The sequence below is a fragment of the Nocardioides sp. NPDC057577 genome, from assembly GCF_042801335.1.
Taxonomy (GTDB): domain Bacteria; phylum Actinomycetota; class Actinomycetes; order Propionibacteriales; family Nocardioidaceae; genus Nocardioides.
In genome coordinates, this window is record NZ_JBHVGB010000146.1 from 1 (window position 1) to 16,336 (window position 16,336).

Genomic DNA, 16,336 nt, shown 5'->3' on the forward strand with positions numbered 1-16,336 from the left:
CCAGCCAAATCTTTCTCGACGGGCGCCGGTGTCAAGGACCGCGATAGCGGCCGGCGAAGCCGGCGGCCGAAGGCCGTCCTTTACTCCGGGGTCCGTCGAGAAGACCCTCCAAGCAAGGGTCGGCGGCTTACGGTCCCCAGAAGAACCAGCCCCCGGAAGCGACCGTGTTGGTCTCGACACGCTCGCTGGCGCTCGCGGCTCGACCAGCAGGGGCCAGGGGAGCTATAGAAGCGCCCCGTGATGAAGGTAAGGCGACGGCGGAGCCATGCCGCGTACGCCCAGAAGACCCTCGGCGCCGATCCTCAGCCGTGCAGCGAGGCCGACGTCGACGGCCCACTGGTTGGCGCCGGTGACATGGCCCACCGTGGCCGGGCCCTCGGTGCGAGCGAGGCACTCCCACATCAACCGGATGGCCGTCGACTCGTCGAGCGCGGCAAGCAGGATGGGACCGCTGAGCTCGGCGTAGGCGTACCCTCGCCCGGCGGTGTCGACGACAAGGGTTCCCGCGGCGCTGAGCGCCGCATGATCGCGCCCGTGACCGGCGCCGCGGACCTTGCGGTCGATGTCGTCGACGAGATCGAGGTCGGATGCGGTTCCTTCGCGGACACCGTCGACGGCAACCAGCAGCGAGCGGTCGATCGTGCCGTGGAGCATGAGCTGGGGGTGGAGGTCGAAGCCGGCCAGCCGATAGCGCCGCAGCGCCTTGGGGTCGTCGCTGGCCGACAGCATCCAGCGCGGGCACCCGGAGCCGTACGTCATCGCCGCATCCAGCAGCCGCTTGCCGAGGCCCATGCCCTGGAGCCCTGGGCGGACGGCGAAGGTGGACAGGATCCACAGGACGTCGTCGCGCCGGATGGAGGCGGCGATACCGGCCAGCCCTTCGGAGTCGTACGCCACGAAGCAGCCCTCCGCGTCGGTGGCCAGGAACTCCGTGGTCCGAGCGATCCAGCTCGCCACCCGGGCCTCGGAACGCCGCTGCGCGGGTGGGTCCGAGGCCCGGCGCGACTGGACCGCGGCCTCGTAGAAGGCGTCGTCGCTGAGCTGCTGAGCCAGCGGCACGTCCTCGGGGTCCATCGGCCGGATCTCCATGGCCGGTGAACGTATCTCAGGCGCGCAGGGGCCGGACGGCCTCCCAGGCAGGGTCGGTGTCGACCCGGGTGACGACGTCGCCGTGGACCCAGCCGTCGACCGTCTCCTCGAGTCGTTGCGGGGCCGAGGTGGTGGGGTCGACGTAGGCGTGCAGAAGGCGTACGCCGTTGGTGGTCTCGTGCGCCACGACACGGCCGTCGGGGCCGAGGGTCGAGGCGAGCCGGTCCTCGAGTTGGTCGAGCTCGAGCAGAGCGTCGGGGGAGGGGAGACCCCGCTCGGCGAAGCCGACGTAGGGGACCATCACGCCGACATGATGGGTCAGGTTGGGTGCGGTGACCGGGTGCAGGGGCACGACCGCGCTCGCGATCACCGGACCCTGCGGGCTCTCCGCGTGGAGCAGCACCCAGGCCGGGTTGCCGTCGGGGTCGACGTACTCCGTGCGGAGGTTGCCTACGGCGACGCGCAGGCCGTCGAGGCCGAAGCCGTCGCGGGGGCGGGCGGCGGTCGTCTCGACCTCGCCGATCCACAGCTCCGTGCTGGACTCGCCCAGCGCCGTGTCGAGGGCGTGGAAGGCGACCTGGAGGCGAGCGTCGTCGGTGAGGTCGGGAAAGGCCGGGTGGAAGAGAGTGAGGTCGAAGTGGGCGCCGTTCTGCCGGGCAGCGACCAGCACGTCGGCCAGCCGGATCGCGTCGCCGCCGGGGGTGGTGAGCACCGCCTCGACCGGATCGTCGACGGGCGGGCGCTGGTCGCTGAACTCCCAGGCCGAGACGTCGTCGGGCTCGGGGGCGGCGAGCAGCCAGCGGCGGGCCAGCGCACGATGGTCCGGGTTGCCGCCCGCAGAGACGACCAGCAGTCGGCCGCCCAACGGCCCGGGCCCGACCTCCCAGCTCAGGCCCGCCTCGATCGCGTCGATCCGTCTGGCCAGCAGTGCGACGAGAGCCTTCTGGTCGTCGGCGTCGAGCGCCGCGCCGCAGGCCAGAGCGCCCTTCTGGGCCCACCAGCTCCAGAAGCCGTTGATCCGCCTGGTCTCTGAGTCGCTGGCCCCGCGCCGCCCGAAGATCCGCACGAAACGACCTTAACGCGACGCATGCGGAATGTTTGCGACACCGAGAACCTCAGGTGGAACGTCCGATGCTTCCGTGCACGGGTAGGTTTCGGCCATGCGAGTGCTGATCGCCCCCGACAAGTACGCAGGCACCCTCACCGCCTCCCAGGCGGCTGCCGCGATCGCGGAGGGCTGGCGGCGTACGGCGCCCGGTGACGAGCTCTCGCTCGCGCCGATGGCAGACGGCGGACCCGGTTTCCTCGAGCTGCTGCACGAGGTACTCGACGGCGACCTCCACGAGGTCGAGGTCAGGGGCCCTCACGGTGAGCCGGCGACGGCACAGGTGCTGGTCGACGGCGAGACCGCCTACGTCGAGTCGGCCCAGGCTGCCGGTCTGCACCTCACCGGCGGGAAAGGGGCCGAGCAGGCGAGCTCGTACGGCGTGGGCCAGCTGCTCCTCGCCGCCCGTGACGCCGGAGCGAGGACGGTCGTGGTCGGCCTCGGTGGCTCGGGCACCAGCGACGGGGGAGCGGGGCTGCTCGCCGCGCTCGGCGCCACCGCAGACCGGCCACTCGACGCCGGTGTCGCCGGGCTCGAGGGCATCACCGAGGTCACGCTCCCCGAGCCCCTGGGCCTCGAGATCGTGATCGCCAGCGACGTGGACAACCCGCTGACCGGGCTCTTCGGCGCGATCAAGGTCTACGGCGAGCAGAAGGGGCTGGCCGAGGAGACCATGCCCCGCTGGGACGGTGTGCTCCAGGACCTGGCCGCCGCCACGTCGCGCAAGACCGCGACCGAGAAGGGCGCCGGAGCGGCCGGCGGGCTGGGGTTCGCGCTGCTGCTCCTCGGTGCCACCCGCCGGCCGGGGTTCGACGTCGTCGCCGACCTGCTCGGGCTGCCCGAGCTGGCCGACCGGACCGACCTGGTGATCACCGGTGAGGGGTCCTTCGACCCGCAGAGCGCCGCCGGAAAGGTGCCGGCCGGGGTCGCCAGGCTGGCCGAGCAGGCGCTGCGGCCCTGCATCGTGCTGGCGGGCAAGGTCAGCATGAGCGGGCGGGAGATGCGTACGCTCGGCATCGACGCCGCCTACTCCCTGGTCGACAGCGTCGGCGAGGACCAGGCGCTCGGCCAGGCGTACGACTCCCTGGTCCAGGTCGCCGCCAGGGTGGCCAGGACCTGGTCCGTCGACCATCGGGAATAACCGAGGATGTGCGACGATTGACCTTGAGACACACCCGCACCCACGCACAGGGAGCCCAGCTACATGACCGAGCAGACGACCGAACGCCGCGCCGACTCCATCAACCTGAGCGACGTCGCCGCCGGGAAGGTGAAGAGCCTCCTGGAGCAGGAGGGTCGCGACGACCTGAGCCTGCGCATCTCCGTGCAGCCCGGTGGCTGCTCCGGCCTGCGCTACCAGCTCTTCTTCGACGAGCGCACCCTCGATGGTGACGTCGTCACCGACTTCGACGGCGTCTCCGTCGTCGTCGACCGGATGAGCGTCCCCTACCTCAACGGCGCCATGATCGACTTCGTGGACAGCATCGAGAAGCAGGGGTTCACCATCGACAACCCCAACGCCACGGGATCATGCGCCTGTGGTGACTCGTTCCACTGAGCCAGGCCTGGTCCAGTACGTCAGCAGCCCCTGCCACTGGCAGGGGCTGCTGGTATTTGGTGGCCTCCGTTTCCCGGAGGCCGAAACCATCAGGTCAGGGCGAGGTCGTCGGCGACGTGTCCGCAGGCCTCGAGCATGGCGGCGTGACCCGGCTCGCGGGCCTGCATCCGCACTGCTGGTGCCGGGCGGGCCGTGTCGCGCACCCGTGGCGCGGGCAGCCGCAGCGCGCTGTCGGCGGCGGCACAGTCGGCGCAGAGCTGCGCTGGGCTGTCGAGGTCGTCGTACGGAACGCGGATGTCGGTCATGCAAACGACGGTAAGCACTACCAACGGGTAGCAGAAGGCGGACTCAACGGTAATATTTCATCTCCCGTCCACGGCCGAGCCTTAACATCGTCCGAGGTCGCGCCGGTAGGGTTCCGCGCATGTCCGGTTCACTCCTGATCGCAGGCTCCATCGCCACTGACCACCTGATGAGCTTCGGTGGAAAGTTCGCCGATTCGCTGGTCGCCGACCAGCTCGACAAGCTCTCGGTGAGCTTCCTGGTCAACGACCTCGAGATCCGCCGCGGTGGCGTCGGCGCCAACATCTCCTTCGGCCTGGCCAACCTCGGTCTGGCGCCGGTGCTCGTGGGCGCGGTCGGCGAGGACTTCGCCGACTACCGTTCCTGGCTCGAGCGTCACGGCGTCAACTGCGACCACCTGCACGTCTCCGAGACGCTGCACACCGCCCGGTTCGTGTGCACCACCGACACCGCGATGGCGCAGTTCGCGAGCTTCTACCCGGGCGCGATGGCCGAGGCGCGTGAGATCGAGCTCGGCCCGATCGCCGACAAGGTCGGCGAGCCGTCGTTCGTGCTGATCGCGCCGGACGATCCCGACGCGATGAAGCGTCACACCCAGGAGGCGCGTCAGCGCGGCTACACCTTCATCTCCGACCCGAGCCAGCAGCTCGCGTTCGGCGACGGTGAGCTCATCCGCGAGCTCGTCGACGGCGCCGCCTACCTGTTCACCAACGAGTACGAGTCCCACGTCCTCCAGCAGAAGACCGGCTGGTCCGCCGACGAGGTCCTGGCCCGCGTCGGCACCCAGGTCACCACGCTCGGCAAGGACGGCGTACGCATCCAGCGCAAGGATGGGGACGCGATCGAGCTGCCGGCCGCGAAGAACGTCGACGCGGTCGAGCCCACCGGGGTCGGCGACGCCTTCCGGGCCGGATTCCTGGCCGCGCTGGCCTGGGACTGCGAGCTGGAGCAGGCCGCCGAGGTCGGCTGCGTCCTGGCCGCCTACTGCGTCGAGACCGTCGGCCCGCAGGAGTACTCCTTCACCGCCGAGGAGTTCGTGGCCCGGGTCCGTGAGTCCTACGGCGACACCGCCGCCGACCAGATCGCACCGCACATCAAGAACTGATCCGTTCAGCTCAGGCGGCGTATCCGATAGACGGGTACGCCGTCTTCTGCTTCCACCTCGCCGACGAACTCCTGCCCGCGCATGCGGGCCCAGGCCGGTACGTCGTGATGGGCCGCCACGTCGTCGGCCGCGACGGCGATGACCTCGCCGACCTCGACGTCGCCGAGGTGGCGGCCGAGCTCGATGATCGGTCGCGGGCAGGCCTGGCCGCGGCAGTCGAGGGTGACGATGGGCGCGCTCATAGCCCGGCCTCGGCGCGCAGGTCCTTCACGATCCCAGGCAGTGCGTCGAGCACGCGCTCCACATCCTCTCGCGTCGTGTCGCGGGTCAGCGACAGCCGAACGTTACCGTGTGTCAGCGCTCCCATGGCAGCAAGAACGCGAGAAGGTTCGCGGGTATCGGACGTGCAGGCCGAGCCGCTGGCGACACCGGCGCCGATGCGGTCCAGCGCGGTCACCAGCGCCTCGCCGTCGACGTACAGCGCCGAGAACGTCACCAGGTGGGGGAGCCGGTCCTCGGCAGGGCCGGCGACGTCCACGTCGGGGATCTCGGCCCTGACCCGTTCCCTCACCCGCGCGATGAGCTCGTGCTGGCGGGCGTTGACTTCCTCACGCTCGGCGACGACCGCCTGGAGCGCTGCCGCGGCCGCCAGCGCCCCGGGGATGTTCGTGAACCCCTGATCCGTACGCGACCACTCATCGCCCGGGAACGGCCAGCGCCACCGGGCGGATCGGCGCACGACCAGCACTCCCACGCCACCGGGGCCGCCCCACTTGCGGGCGGAGCCGGCGATCGCGTCCCCGACCGAGGGCAGCGGCAGCCGTCCCATGGCCGCGCCGGCGTCGACGAAGAGGGACGCCGGACCGGCGGCGGAGGCGACCTCGTCGAGGGGCTGGAGCGTGCCGACCTCGTGGTTCGCCTGCTGGACGGCGACCACATCGATGTCTCCGGTCTGCACCGCCTCCCGGACCGCCTCCACCTCGACCCGTGCCTCGCCGTCGACCATCAGCTCGGTGACGGGGGAGCGCTGCGACCAACGTGCGGCGTCGATGACCGCCTGGTGCTCGACGGCACTGTGACCGATGCCACGTGATCCGAGCCCCAGCAGGCCCGCGTGCACGGCGGAGGTGCCCGACGATGTGAAAAGCACCTCATCGCGACGTACCCCCAGCGCCTCGGCGACGACCTCGCGGGCGTTCGCGAGCAGCAGCCCGGCGCTACGGGCCGGCCGGTGGAGGCGGCGAGGGTCGGCGTACCCCTGCTCTGCCGCGGCGAGCAGCACTTCTCGTGCGGCGGGATGGAGCGGTTCGGCCGAGGCGGCGTCGAGGTAGGTGAAGCGGTCGGTCACAGAACCCAACGGTAGCCATACGCGACATGAGGAACCCCTGAAGATGAATCCGGAGTCGCTCGCGGTAGTCTGCCGACATCTGAGTGTTCGCATGAGAGAGAGGCTCGTAGTGGGTCTGCACTTGCCAGGGGCCGGATCGACTCCGTCCCACGCCCGCGCCCGACGTGGTGCGCTGGTGGCGACGCTGACGGCCGGCGCCCTCCTGCTGAGTGGCTGTTCGGACGAGGCGGCGCGCTTCGGCTTCCCCGAGCCACGTTCTGAGCAGGGGGAGCACAACCTCGCCCTGTGGCAGGGCGCGTGGATCGCCGCGTTGATCACGGGTGTCCTGACCTGGGGGCTCATCTTCTGGGCGATCTGGCGCTACCGGCGCCGCAGTGACGCCGACGTCCCGGTCCAGACGCGTTACAACCTGCCGTTGGAGATCTTCTACACGATCGCCCCGGTCTTGATGGTGATCGTGTTCTTCGACCACACCGTCAAGGTCCAGAACGAGATGCTGGACAACGGCAACCCGACCAACGTGATCGAGGTGACCGGCCAGCAGTGGCAGTGGACCTTCAACCACGGCATCGGTGAGCCCGACCTCGCTGCCGATGACAACCTCGTCGACGACGAGTTCGCCTACGACAGCTACGGCTACGTCGTGGGCACCGGCTCGCACATCCCGACGCTGGTCCTCCCGGAGAAGACCACCACGCGGTTCAACCTGCGTTCGGCCGACGTCATCCACAACTTCGGCGTTCCGGAGTTCGGCATGAAGATGGACGTCGTCCCGGGTCGGGTGAACCACTACTCGATCACCACGAAGGAGGCCACGGCCACCTTCGACGCCGACGCGGAGGACCTCATCGATGGCACCACCTTCCGTGGCGCCTGCTACGAGCTCTGCGGCGTCTACCACGCCCGGATGATCTTCAAGGTCGCGATCCTCTCCGAGAGCGACTACAAGTCCTACGTCGACACGCTGGCGCAGAACGGCTTCGAGGCCGATCGCCCGCTGCTCGGTGGTGGCAAGTCCACCCGCCCCGCCGACGACGTCGCCGCTCACAACGAGGAGGAGGGCGAGTGACCGCCACCGCTGCACCCCCGGTCGCAGGCGGCCGCAAGCCGCTCGGCAAGCAGATCTACCAGCTGCTGACCACCACCGATCACAAGCTGATCGGCAAGATGTACCTGGTCACGTCGTTCTTCTGGTTCCTGATCGGCGGCCTGATGGCGCTGCTGATGCGTTCGGAGCTGGCGTTCCCCGGACAGCAGGTCGTCAACGACGAGCTGTTCAACCAGCTGTTCACGATGCACGGCACGATCATGCTGCTGCTCTTCGCGACGCCGCTGTTCTTCGGTTTCTCCAACGTCATCATGCCGCTGCAGATCGGCGCTCCTGACGTCGCCTTCCCGCGACTCAACATGTTCAGCTACTGGCTCTACCTCTTCGGTGGTCTGATCGCAGCCAGCGGCTTCTTCACCCCGACCGGCGCGGCCGACTTCGGCTGGTTCGCCTACACGCCGCTCTCCAGCGCGCAGTACTCGCCGGGCGTCGGCGGCGACCTGTGGATCATGGGCCTCTACATGGCCGGTCTGGGCACCATCCTCGGCTCGGTCAACTTCATCACCACGATCATCTGCATGCGGGCGCCGGGCATGACCATGTTCCGGATGCCGATCTTCACCTGGAACACCCTGATCACCGCGCTGCTCGCGCTGATCGCGTTCCCGATCCTGGCCGCCGCGCTGCTGATGCTCGAGTCCGACCGCCAGTTCGGTTCCCACGTCTTCGACGCCGCCCATGGTGGCCCGATCCTGTGGCAGCACCTGTTCTGGTTCTTCGGTCACCCCGAGGTCTACATCATCGCGCTGCCGTTCTTCGGCATCATCTCCGAGATCCTCCCGGTCTTCAGCCGCAAGCCGATCTTCGGCTACATCGGCCTGGTCGCCGCGACCCTCGGCATCGCGATCCTCTCGGTGGCGGTGTGGGCGCACCACATGTTCGTCACCGGCGCGGTCAACCTGCCGTTCTTCTCCGGCATGACCTTCCTGATCGCGGTGCCGACAGGCGTGAAGTTCTTCAACTGGATCGGCACGATGTGGGGCGGATCGGTCAGTTTCGACACCCCGATGCTCTGGTCGATCGGCTTCCTGACGACCTTCCTCTTCGGTGGTCTGACCGGCATCATCCTGGCGAGCCCGCCGCTCGACTTCCAGGTCTCCGACTCCTACTTCGTGGTCGCGCACTTCCACTACGTGGTCTTCGGGACCGTCGTGTTCGCGATGTTCGCCGGCTTCTACTTCTGGTGGCCGAAGATGACCGGACGGATGCTCGACGAGCGCCTCGGCAAGGTCCACTTCTGGCTGCTGTTCGTCGGCTTCCACGCGACCTTCCTGGTCCAGCACTGGCTCGGTGTCGAGGGTATGCAGCGACGCATCGCCGACTACCTGCCCAGCGACGGGTTCACGTTCCTGAACCAGTTCTCGACGGTGGGCGCGTTCCTGCTGAGCCTGTCGATGCTGCCCTTCTTCTACAACCTCTACGTCTCCCGCAACGCTCCCAAGGTCGAGGTGGATGACCCCTGGGGTTGGGGCCGTTCGCTGGAGTGGGCCACCGCCTGCCCGGCGCCGCGCCACAACTTCGTCTCCATCCCGAGGATCCGTTCGGAGTCCCCGGCCTTCGACCTCCACCACCCGGAGATCGCCGCGCTGGAGAACGATGAGGACGACCTCGCCTCCACCAGCTCCAACAAGGAAGGCTGACCCCGATGAAGTCTGAAGCCTGGATCTTCGTGGTCTGCACCGTGTTCATGGTGCTGGTCACGCCGGCCTACTGGTTCATCACCGCGGCCTCCGAGGAGGGCGGCGACTGGACCGGCACCTCGGCGCTGGTGATGTGCACGCTGCTGTTCACGATGATCACCATCTACCTCGGCTTCCACGCCATCAAGATGGACCCGCGTCCCGAGGACCGCGAGGACGGCGAAATCGCCGAGGGCGCCGGGGAGTACGGCTTCTTCCCGCCGTTCTCCTGGTGGCCGCTGTGGGCCGCGCTCACCTTCGGCCTGGTCGTTCTCGCCGTCGCGATGGCCGCCTGGTGGCTGGTCATCATCGCTGCCGTGCTCGGCATGCTGGCCACCGCCGGTTGGAACTTCGAGTACTACCGAGGCGAGTTCAAGCACTGAGCAGATGAACGCCAGCGGGGCCCGATCCAACCCGGATCGGGCCCTGTTCGCATTCTTGGGCAGCTCTTGGTGATGCCCGGTAGGGTTATCGCGCCCACGCCCCGGTTCGAGGCGCGGAGGTAAATGAATCAGGTCTGGAGCAGCCTCACCGTGTCAACGCAGTCACCGTTTCACCGTTCGTCCCTGCTCGCCCGTCGCCGGGTGCTGTTGACCACCGCGGCAGCGGCCCTCGCGCCAGTGCTGGCCGCGTGTGGGGCGGACTCGGCCTCGAAAGAGCCCAAGAAGCCGGCCGAGCCGACGGTGCAGATCACGCCCAACATCGAGAACGACGCCACCGGTGTCGCGGTGGACAAGGTCGTCAAGGTCGATGTGGCCAAGGGGCGTCTCGACGAGGTCATGCTGACCGGTGCCAAGGGCACCAAGGTGCGGGGCACGATGACCGAGGACGGGCTCAGCTGGAGCGCGGGGGAGGTGCTCGAGCCGACCGCCTCCTACATCCTGGCGGTCACCGCCACCGGTGATGACGGGCTGGAGCAGACGAGCGAGATCAAGTTCTCCACCGAGGATCTCGGCCTGGACCGCCAGACCTTCCCGTCGATCGCGCCGCTCGACGGCGAGACGGTCGGTGTGGGGATGCCGATCATCGTGACGTACGACCTTCCGGTGAAGAACAAGGCCGCCTTCGAGAAGAAGATGATCGTCGAGTCGACCCCGAAGCAGGAGGGGTCCTGGTACTGGGTCAGCGACAAGGAAGTGCACTACCGCCCGCGCGAATACTGGCAGGCCAACTCCACGATCAACGTGAAGCTCAACATCAACTCGGTTCCTGCCGGTGGCGGGATCTTCGGTCAGAAGGACCGTGAGATCACGTTCAAGACCGGTGACGCGCACATCTACCGGGCCAACGCGCAGACCCACCAGATGGAAGTCATCAAGAACGGGCAGAAGATCAGGACCATCCCGATCACGACCGGCAAGGAAGGGTTCATCACCCGCAGCGGCGTGAAGGTGATCATCGAGAAGTTCAAGCGTAAGACCATGAACTCCGAGACCATCGGGATCAACCAGGGCGACCGGGAGTACTACAACATGGAGGGCGTGAAGTGGGCCATGCGGCTGACGTTCTCCGGAGAGTTCATCCACGGCGCGCCGTGGTCGGTCGCGCAGCAGGGCAATGCCAACGTCTCCCACGGCTGCACCGGGATGAGCGACGAGAACGCCAAGTTCCTCTACGACATGACCCGCCGTGGTGACGTCGTCGAGACTGTCGGCACCAACCGGGAGATGACCTTCAGCAACGGCTGGGGCGACTGGAACACCTCCTACGACGAGTACCGGGCGGGGTCTGCCCTCGCCTGATCGCGGCACGCCGTCGCCCCGGCGTGAGTCTGATCGACCGGTGTGAGTCGTTATTCTGCACTGCAGTAAATAACGTGTGACATCGAGCGGTTCGCGCTTGCCCTCAGAAGCCGCATTACCTACGTTCCGAAGAACACGTAATCGCGTTGCGCGACGCCGACCCCCGACGGCCCCGCGCTCTGGAAGGTGGGCTCGTTTTGCCTCGGCCGGTGCTGGTTCTCGACCTGGACGGCACGGTGTGTCTCGGAGACACGCCTGTGCTCCTGTATGCCGAGAGGGTGGCCGCCTTCACGGCGGCCCCTGAGGCGCTCCTGGAGGCCACCGAGGCCTTCTTGGGGCAGAGGCTTCCCGAGACCGCCCCCAAGACGCTCACAGGGGCTCAGGACGGCTACGAGGCGGTCAAGATCATGGGCCTGACCGCCGGGGCCTCCGAGGAGCAGTTGAGCGCCGCGTACGTCTCGAGCCGGGCGGCGATCAGCGAGCACCCAGGTGACATCCACACACCCGAGGGGCTGGTCGATCTGCTCGGCGGGATCGACGCGCACCGGGTGGTCCTGACCAACTCGCCCGGCGGCAGCGGGCTGGACGCGATCCTGGAGCACCTCGGCGTACGCGACGTGGTCGACGAGGTGCTCGCCGACGCGCTCAAGCCGACGCGGATGATCCAGCACCTCGACGCCCTTCTCGGCGCCGCGGGGGCGGCCGCGGCACCTGAACGTTTGATGTCGGTGGGCGACATCTGGCGCAATGACCTTGCCCCCGCCGTCGAGCGTGGTTGTGTTGCTGCATACGTTGACGCCTTCGACCGCAGGCAGGGACCGGCCCATGTTCGTGCAGGATCGTTCGTGGACCTGTACCCCGCGGTCTCGGACTGGTCGAATGACCCGTCATCCTTCATAGCAGCTCACCCCCTCAAGGAGTCTGTCCAATGTTGAGAACCCCCCGGTTGCTGGCGGTCGGCGCCGCCGCATCGCTCGCCCTCTCGCTCGCCGCCTGCGGCGAGGACAGCACTGCGCCCGCGGAGGACCCCGAGGAGATCGTGCTGTCGCTGGTGCCCTCCGGCGACGTCGACTCGATCACGGAGAGCGCGAAGGGCCTGGAGTCGTTCCTCAGCGACAGGATCGGGATCCCCGTACGCGCTGAGGTGACCGAGAGCTATGCCGCCGCGATCGTGGCGATGAAGGCCGACCAGGCCCAGGTCGCGATGCTCGGCCCGATCGGCATGGTCCAGGCCGAGGACCAGGCCCGCGCGGTGCCGGTCCTGCAGTCGGTGCGCTTCGGCTCCGGGACCTACCACACCCAGTGGTTCACCAATGACCCCGAGACCTACTGCGCCGACGAGGTGAAGGTGGTCGAGGGCTTGAAGTACTGCAACGGCACCGACGCCGCCGAGACCGGTCCCGCCGGCGAGGAGGCGATCGCCAAGATCAAGCCCGGCACCTCCATCGCCTTCGTCGACCAGGGGTCGGCCGCCGGCTATTACTACCCGGCCACGCAGTGGGGTCAGGTGACCGGTGGCGACGCGCTGGTCGACCTCGACGCCCAGTTCGCCGGCGACCACGACGCCGCGGTCCTGGCGGTGGCGCGCGGCGACTACCCGGTCGGGGTGAGCTTCGACGACGCCCGCGAGGAGGTCGCGGCCGACGAGCCCAAGGTCGCCTCCGACGTGGTCGTGTTCGCCTACTCCGCCGAGATCCCCAACGACGGCATCGTCGTCGCCGGTGGTCTCTCCAAGGAGCTGCGTACGAAGGTCACCGACGCGTTCACCGCGATGGCGAAGGACCCCAAGGGGCTCAAGACGTTGGCGGCGGTCTACGACATCGAAGGCCTGACACCGGTCGACGCCGAGGCGCTGAAGAAGGCGAAGGCCGTGGAGGAGAACTTCGGCGGGTGAGCATCGTCTTCGACGACGTCTCGGTCGTCTACCCGAACGGCACCCGCGGCCTGGACAAGGTCTCCCTGACCATCCCGGCGGGGGAGTTCGTCGTGGTCGTCGGGCTCTCCGGGGCCGGGAAGTCGACGCTCATCCGCACGATCAACGGCCTGGTGCCGGTCACCTCGGGATCGCTGTCGGTGGGCGGGACCGAGGTGGCCACGGCGCGCGGGCGCCGGCTGCGGCGGCTGCGCGCCGAGATCGGGATGATCTTCCAGGGGTTCAACCTGGTGACCCGCCGCTCCGTGATGGGCAACGTGCTCACCGGCCGGCTGCACGCCCAGTCGCCGCTGCGGTCGGCCTTCGGCGTGCACACCCAGGCCGACAAGGAGATCGCCTTCGAGGCGCTGGAGCGCGTCGGCATCGTCGAGAAGGCGTGGGTACGCGCCTCCCAGCTCTCCGGCGGTCAGCAGCAACGGGTCGCGATCGCCCGGGCCCTGGCGCAGCAGCCGTCGGTGGTGCTCGCCGACGAGCCGGTCGCCTCCCTGGATCCGCCCACGGCCAACCTGGTGATGCGTGACCTGCAACGGATCAACCGCGATCTCGGTATCACCACTGTGGTCAACCTGCACTTCCTCGATCTGGCGCGGCGCTACGCCGACCGGATCATCGGCATGCGCGCGGGTGAGGTGGTCTTCGACGGCACCGCCGCCGAGGCCGACGATGCCGTCTTCGAGAAGATCTACGGCCGCTCGCTGACCGCCGAGGACGTCTCTGCATGAGTCAGGCCACACTCGACCGGCCCGGCGGCGGGTCGCCGAAGCAGGTACGTCCGGCGCAGCCGCCGCCGAGCCCGCTGCTTATCGGGGGCATTCTCGGCGCTGTCGCCGTGACCGTGGTGGCCGGTTGGGCGATCGACTTCTCGCTCGCGCCCGTCATCGAGCAGTGGCCGATGCTGACGATGATCCTCGAGGAGGTCGTGCACCCCGAGTGGGCCGAGATCACCGACCCGTCTTCGCGGCTGTGGATCGCGCTGAAGGAGACCGCGGCCATCGCGGTCATCGCGACCTTCGTCGGCTCTCTGATCGCCCTCGGCGTCGCTCTGCTGGGCTCCGAGGTCAGTGCGCCGCCCGCGGTCTACCGGATCACCAAGTCGGTGATGTCGATGATCCGGTCGCTGCCCGACATGGCCTACGCGCTGGTCTTCGTCGCCGTCGTCACCGGCCCGCTCCCGGGGATCCTGGCGCTGACCATCTTCAACATCGGCATCGTCGCCAAGCTCACCGCGGAGAGCATCGACGCCGTCGATCCCGGGCCCCTGGAGGCGCTCGATGCCGCCGGGGCGACCCGCTGGCAGCGTGCCCGGGTGGCGATCCTGCCTGCGGTGCTGCCCAACTACGCCTCGTACGTCCTCTATGTCTTCGAGCTCAACATCCGCGCCTCCGTGGTGCTGGGCGCGGTCGGCGCCGGCGGGGTCGGGCAGCTGATCATGCTCTACTTCAACCGGGCCGACTATGCCCGGCTGGCGGCGGTCGTGATCGTCATCTTCGTGGTGGTCATCGCGATCGACCTGCTCTCCCAGTTCCTGCGCCGGAGGCTGGTATGACCTCGGCGACCGCGACCACGCGGCCGAAGCCGCCGCCGAAGTGGCCTTACACCGTGGCCGGGCTGGCGCTGATCGGCATCGTGCTGGTGGCCGGATGGTCGCTGGATGATGCGAAGTGGGAGCGGCTGCCGCAGTTCCCGGGGGCGATCCTGCAGTACGCCGGCCAGATGCTCGACGGCGTGCTCACCTGGCCGGGAGCGCATCCCGAGGGCCAGTCCGACCCGGATCTCACCTATGGGGACTGGTGGCTGCAGGCGCTGAAGCTGATGGGGGAGTCGGTGGCGCTCGCCTGGATCGGCACCTGCGTGGGGGCGCTGTTCTCGTTCCCGCTGGCGTTCCTGGCCGCCTCCACCACCGCGCCGATGGTCCTGCGCGTGCCGGTGCGACTCTTCTTCAACGCCATCCGCGCGGTCCCGGAGATCCTGCTCGCGGTGATCGTGATGCTGCCGCTGTTCGGGCTCAATCCGATGGCCGGAGCGATGGCGATCGGCATCCACTCGATCGGCTCGCTCGGCAAGCTGACGCTGGAGAACATCGAGGCGGTCGACCCCGGCCCCGTCGAAGCCGTCGCGGCGGCCGGCGCGACCTGGTGGCAGCGGATCCGCACGGCCGTCATCCCGCAGATGATGCCGGAGACCGTCGCGTTCTGGCTCTACCGCTTCGAAGTGAACATCAGGGCAAGCGCGATCCTCGGAGTCGTGAGCGCCGGCGGAATTGGTGCGTTATTAAACCGTGTCCTTCGGGGCCGGGAATGGGAGTGGGGTGGAATCATGCTAGTTGTGATCATCATCGTGACGATCCTGGTAGACCAGCTGTCCGCAGCGCTGCGTCACCGGATCCTGCACGGCGCCGAAGCCACTGCGGTGGCGGCATGACCAGCGCGCCGGTTCTCCCAGCCATCAGGGCCGCGATGCCGCGGCTCAACCCTTCCGAGCGCGCGGTCGCCGAGGTCGTGCTGACCCGTTCGGAGTGGGCCATCGAGGCGACCACCGCCGAGATCGCCGCCGAGGCTTCCGTCTCGACCGCGACCGTGGTCAGAGCCGCGCAGAGACTCGGGTTCCGCGGCTTCCCGCACCTCAAGGTGCTGCTGGCGCGCGACCTGGGCACGGCCAAGACCGAGACGACCGAAGGAGGCAGTCCGCTGATGGTGGTGCGCTCCTTCTTCGCCGACATCGCCGACTCCGCCTCCGACATGGTCGGGCTCCTCTCCGAGGAGCAGGTCAGCCGGGCCGTGGAGCTGCTCGCCGAGGCCCGCTCGATCCTGGTCGTCGGCACCGGGGTCTCCTCGCCCGTAGCCAAGGACATCGCGATGAGACTGGGCTCCCAGGGGCTGAACACCGTCGCGCCGGACGACCACCTCGACCAGCTCATCCGGGCCCGTCTGCTCCAGCCGGGCGATGTCTGCGTCGTCGTCAGCGGCACCGGCGCCACCGCGCCGAGCATCCAGGTCGCCCAGGCCGCCGTCGCCGGGGGAGCGGCCGTCATCGCGCTGACCTCCTTCACCGGCACCCAGCTGACCAAGCTCGCCGAGGTCGAGCTGGTCACCCCGCAGGGCGGTCGCGCCGGGTTCCGCCAAGAGCTCGACTCGATCATCCGGATCCCGCAGCTCATCCTCGGCAACGCGCTCGTCGCCGCCGTGGCGGCCCGCGACCCAGAGGCCGCGGCCAACGTACGTGCCCGGGTGCTCGAGGTCGTCGGCGGCGAGCTCGACCCGCAGGGCTGAGCACCCCGACCAAGCCGAGTCGGCTCGTTCGTACGCGAAGAAGCACCGAGTCGGCGCGTTAGAACGCGCCGACTCGGCATGCTTTTCAGAGGTACGC

At 68.6% G+C, this 16,336-nt stretch carries 18 protein-coding genes; 13 read left to right on the forward strand and 5 right to left on the reverse strand.

What is annotated here, in order from left to right; all coding sequences use genetic code 11:
* Window positions 1-222: 222 nt before the first annotated feature.
* On the reverse strand, window positions 223-1,089 hold the full coding sequence (locus tag ACFU7D_RS22700) for a GNAT family N-acetyltransferase (protein ID WP_378871494.1): 867 nt from the start codon (window positions 1,087-1,089) through the stop codon (window positions 223-225).
* A 16-nt stretch (window positions 1,090-1,105) separates the two neighbouring features.
* Window positions 1,106-2,155, reverse strand: a complete 1,050-nt coding sequence (locus ACFU7D_RS22705) for a DUF695 domain-containing protein (RefSeq protein ID WP_378729122.1) — start codon at window positions 2,153-2,155, stop codon at window positions 1,106-1,108.
* Window positions 2,156-2,249: 94 nt separating this feature from the next.
* Here ACFU7D_RS22705 and ACFU7D_RS22710 point away from each other — a divergent pair, with 94 nt between their 5' ends.
* Together ACFU7D_RS22710 and erpA are read left to right on the forward strand one after the other, a co-directional pair.
* Entirely contained in the window at window positions 2,250-3,335 is a 1,086-nt protein-coding gene (locus ACFU7D_RS22710; RefSeq protein WP_378871497.1) for a glycerate kinase, read from the forward strand.
* A 63-nt stretch (window positions 3,336-3,398) separates the two neighbouring features.
* Window positions 3,399-3,752: an iron-sulfur cluster insertion protein ErpA gene (gene erpA / locus ACFU7D_RS22715; RefSeq protein ID WP_091049906.1), complete on the forward strand. Its 354-nt coding sequence runs from the start codon at window positions 3,399-3,401 to the stop codon at window positions 3,750-3,752.
* Window positions 3,753-3,841: 89 nt separating this feature from the next.
* Here the strand turns inward: erpA and ACFU7D_RS22720 are convergent, their stop codons facing one another.
* Window positions 3,842-4,057: a hypothetical protein gene (locus ACFU7D_RS22720; protein ID WP_378871500.1), complete on the reverse strand. Its 216-nt coding sequence runs from the start codon at window positions 4,055-4,057 to the stop codon at window positions 3,842-3,844.
* Window positions 4,058-4,176: 119 nt separating this feature from the next.
* On the opposite strand from ACFU7D_RS22720, the gene ACFU7D_RS22725 reads away from it, so the two are divergent.
* Entirely contained in the window at window positions 4,177-5,160 is a 984-nt protein-coding gene (locus tag ACFU7D_RS22725; RefSeq protein ID WP_378871503.1) for a carbohydrate kinase family protein, read from the forward strand.
* A gap of 5 nt (window positions 5,161-5,165) precedes the next feature.
* On the opposite strand, the gene ACFU7D_RS22730 is transcribed toward ACFU7D_RS22725, so the two are convergent.
* Both ACFU7D_RS22730 and ACFU7D_RS22735 read right to left on the reverse strand, forming a co-directional pair.
* Entirely contained in the window at window positions 5,166-5,402 is a 237-nt protein-coding gene (locus ACFU7D_RS22730) for a sulfurtransferase TusA family protein (RefSeq protein WP_091049914.1), read from the reverse strand.
* Window positions 5,399-6,508 (reverse strand): cysteine desulfurase family protein, encoded by a 1,110-nt coding sequence (locus ACFU7D_RS22735; protein ID WP_378871506.1) that lies wholly within the window; start codon window positions 6,506-6,508, stop codon window positions 5,399-5,401. The genes ACFU7D_RS22730 and ACFU7D_RS22735 overlap by 4 nt, the downstream gene beginning before the upstream one ends.
* 175 nt (window positions 6,509-6,683) lie before the next feature.
* Here ACFU7D_RS22735 and ACFU7D_RS22740 point away from each other — a divergent pair, with 175 nt between their 5' ends.
* The 10 genes from ACFU7D_RS22740 (at window position 6,684) to ACFU7D_RS22785 (ending at window position 16,239) form a co-directional block, all read left to right on the forward strand.
* A complete protein-coding gene (locus tag ACFU7D_RS22740) occupies window positions 6,684-7,577 on the forward strand; it encodes a cytochrome c oxidase subunit II (RefSeq protein ID WP_378871508.1) in 894 nt (297 codons plus the stop codon).
* Entirely contained in the window at window positions 7,574-9,256 is a 1,683-nt protein-coding gene (gene ctaD / locus ACFU7D_RS22745) for a cytochrome c oxidase subunit I (protein ID WP_378871511.1), read from the forward strand. Before ACFU7D_RS22740 ends, ctaD begins: the two co-directional genes overlap by 4 nt.
* A gap of 5 nt (window positions 9,257-9,261) precedes the next feature.
* Window positions 9,262-9,678: a cytochrome c oxidase subunit 4 gene (locus ACFU7D_RS22750; protein WP_378729130.1), complete on the forward strand. Its 417-nt coding sequence runs from the start codon at window positions 9,262-9,264 to the stop codon at window positions 9,676-9,678.
* A gap of 150 nt (window positions 9,679-9,828) precedes the next feature.
* Entirely contained in the window at window positions 9,829-11,037 is a 1,209-nt protein-coding gene (locus ACFU7D_RS22755) for an Ig-like domain-containing protein (RefSeq protein ID WP_378871514.1), read from the forward strand.
* A 209-nt stretch (window positions 11,038-11,246) separates the two neighbouring features.
* On the forward strand, window positions 11,247-11,972 hold the full coding sequence (locus tag ACFU7D_RS22760) for an HAD family hydrolase (protein WP_378871516.1): 726 nt from the start codon (window positions 11,247-11,249) through the stop codon (window positions 11,970-11,972).
* Window positions 11,966-12,931: a phosphate/phosphite/phosphonate ABC transporter substrate-binding protein gene (gene phnD, locus ACFU7D_RS22765; RefSeq protein WP_378871519.1), complete on the forward strand. Its 966-nt coding sequence runs from the start codon at window positions 11,966-11,968 to the stop codon at window positions 12,929-12,931. The genes ACFU7D_RS22760 and phnD overlap by 7 nt, the downstream gene beginning before the upstream one ends.
* On the forward strand, window positions 12,928-13,692 hold the full coding sequence (phnC, locus tag ACFU7D_RS22770; protein ID WP_378871522.1) for a phosphonate ABC transporter ATP-binding protein: 765 nt from the start codon (window positions 12,928-12,930) through the stop codon (window positions 13,690-13,692). The genes phnD and phnC overlap by 4 nt, the downstream gene beginning before the upstream one ends.
* Window positions 13,689-14,516 (forward strand): phosphonate ABC transporter, permease protein PhnE, encoded by an 828-nt coding sequence (gene phnE / locus ACFU7D_RS22775; RefSeq protein WP_378871524.1) that lies wholly within the window; start codon window positions 13,689-13,691, stop codon window positions 14,514-14,516. The genes phnC and phnE (ACFU7D_RS22775) overlap by 4 nt, the downstream gene beginning before the upstream one ends.
* Window positions 14,513-15,391, forward strand: a complete 879-nt coding sequence (phnE, locus tag ACFU7D_RS22780; protein ID WP_378871526.1) for a phosphonate ABC transporter, permease protein PhnE — start codon at window positions 14,513-14,515, stop codon at window positions 15,389-15,391. Before phnE (ACFU7D_RS22775) ends, phnE (ACFU7D_RS22780) begins: the two co-directional genes overlap by 4 nt.
* Complete coding sequence (locus tag ACFU7D_RS22785; protein ID WP_378729137.1) at window positions 15,388-16,239, forward strand: MurR/RpiR family transcriptional regulator; 852 nt, start codon at window positions 15,388-15,390, stop codon at window positions 16,237-16,239. Before phnE (ACFU7D_RS22780) ends, ACFU7D_RS22785 begins: the two co-directional genes overlap by 4 nt.
* Window positions 16,240-16,336: the final 97 nt, after the last annotated feature.

Bases quoted from the DNA above. Each gene is read 5' to 3' on its own strand.
- phnE (WP_378871524.1), top strand. From the start codon at position 13,689: ATGAGTCAGGCCACACTCGACCGGCCCGGCGGCGGGTCGCCGAAGCAG.
- ACFU7D_RS22700 (WP_378871494.1), bottom strand. From the start codon at position 1,089: ATGGAGATCCGGCCGATGGACCCCGAGGACGTGCCGCTGGCTCAGCAG.
- erpA (WP_091049906.1), top strand. From the start codon at position 3,399: ATGACCGAGCAGACGACCGAACGCCGCGCCGACTCCATCAACCTGAGC.
- phnD (WP_378871519.1), top strand. From the start codon at position 11,966: ATGTTGAGAACCCCCCGGTTGCTGGCGGTCGGCGCCGCCGCATCGCTC.
- ACFU7D_RS22750 (WP_378729130.1), top strand. From the start codon at position 9,262: ATGAAGTCTGAAGCCTGGATCTTCGTGGTCTGCACCGTGTTCATGGTG.
- phnE (WP_378871526.1), top strand. From the start codon at position 14,513: ATGACCTCGGCGACCGCGACCACGCGGCCGAAGCCGCCGCCGAAGTGG.
- ACFU7D_RS22730 (WP_091049914.1), bottom strand. From the start codon at position 5,402: ATGAGCGCGCCCATCGTCACCCTCGACTGCCGCGGCCAGGCCTGCCCG.
- ACFU7D_RS22725 (WP_378871503.1), top strand. From the start codon at position 4,177: ATGTCCGGTTCACTCCTGATCGCAGGCTCCATCGCCACTGACCACCTG.
- ACFU7D_RS22785 (WP_378729137.1), top strand. From the start codon at position 15,388: ATGACCAGCGCGCCGGTTCTCCCAGCCATCAGGGCCGCGATGCCGCGG.
- ACFU7D_RS22710 (WP_378871497.1), top strand. From the start codon at position 2,250: ATGCGAGTGCTGATCGCCCCCGACAAGTACGCAGGCACCCTCACCGCC.
- ACFU7D_RS22720 (WP_378871500.1), bottom strand. From the start codon at position 4,057: ATGACCGACATCCGCGTTCCGTACGACGACCTCGACAGCCCAGCGCAG.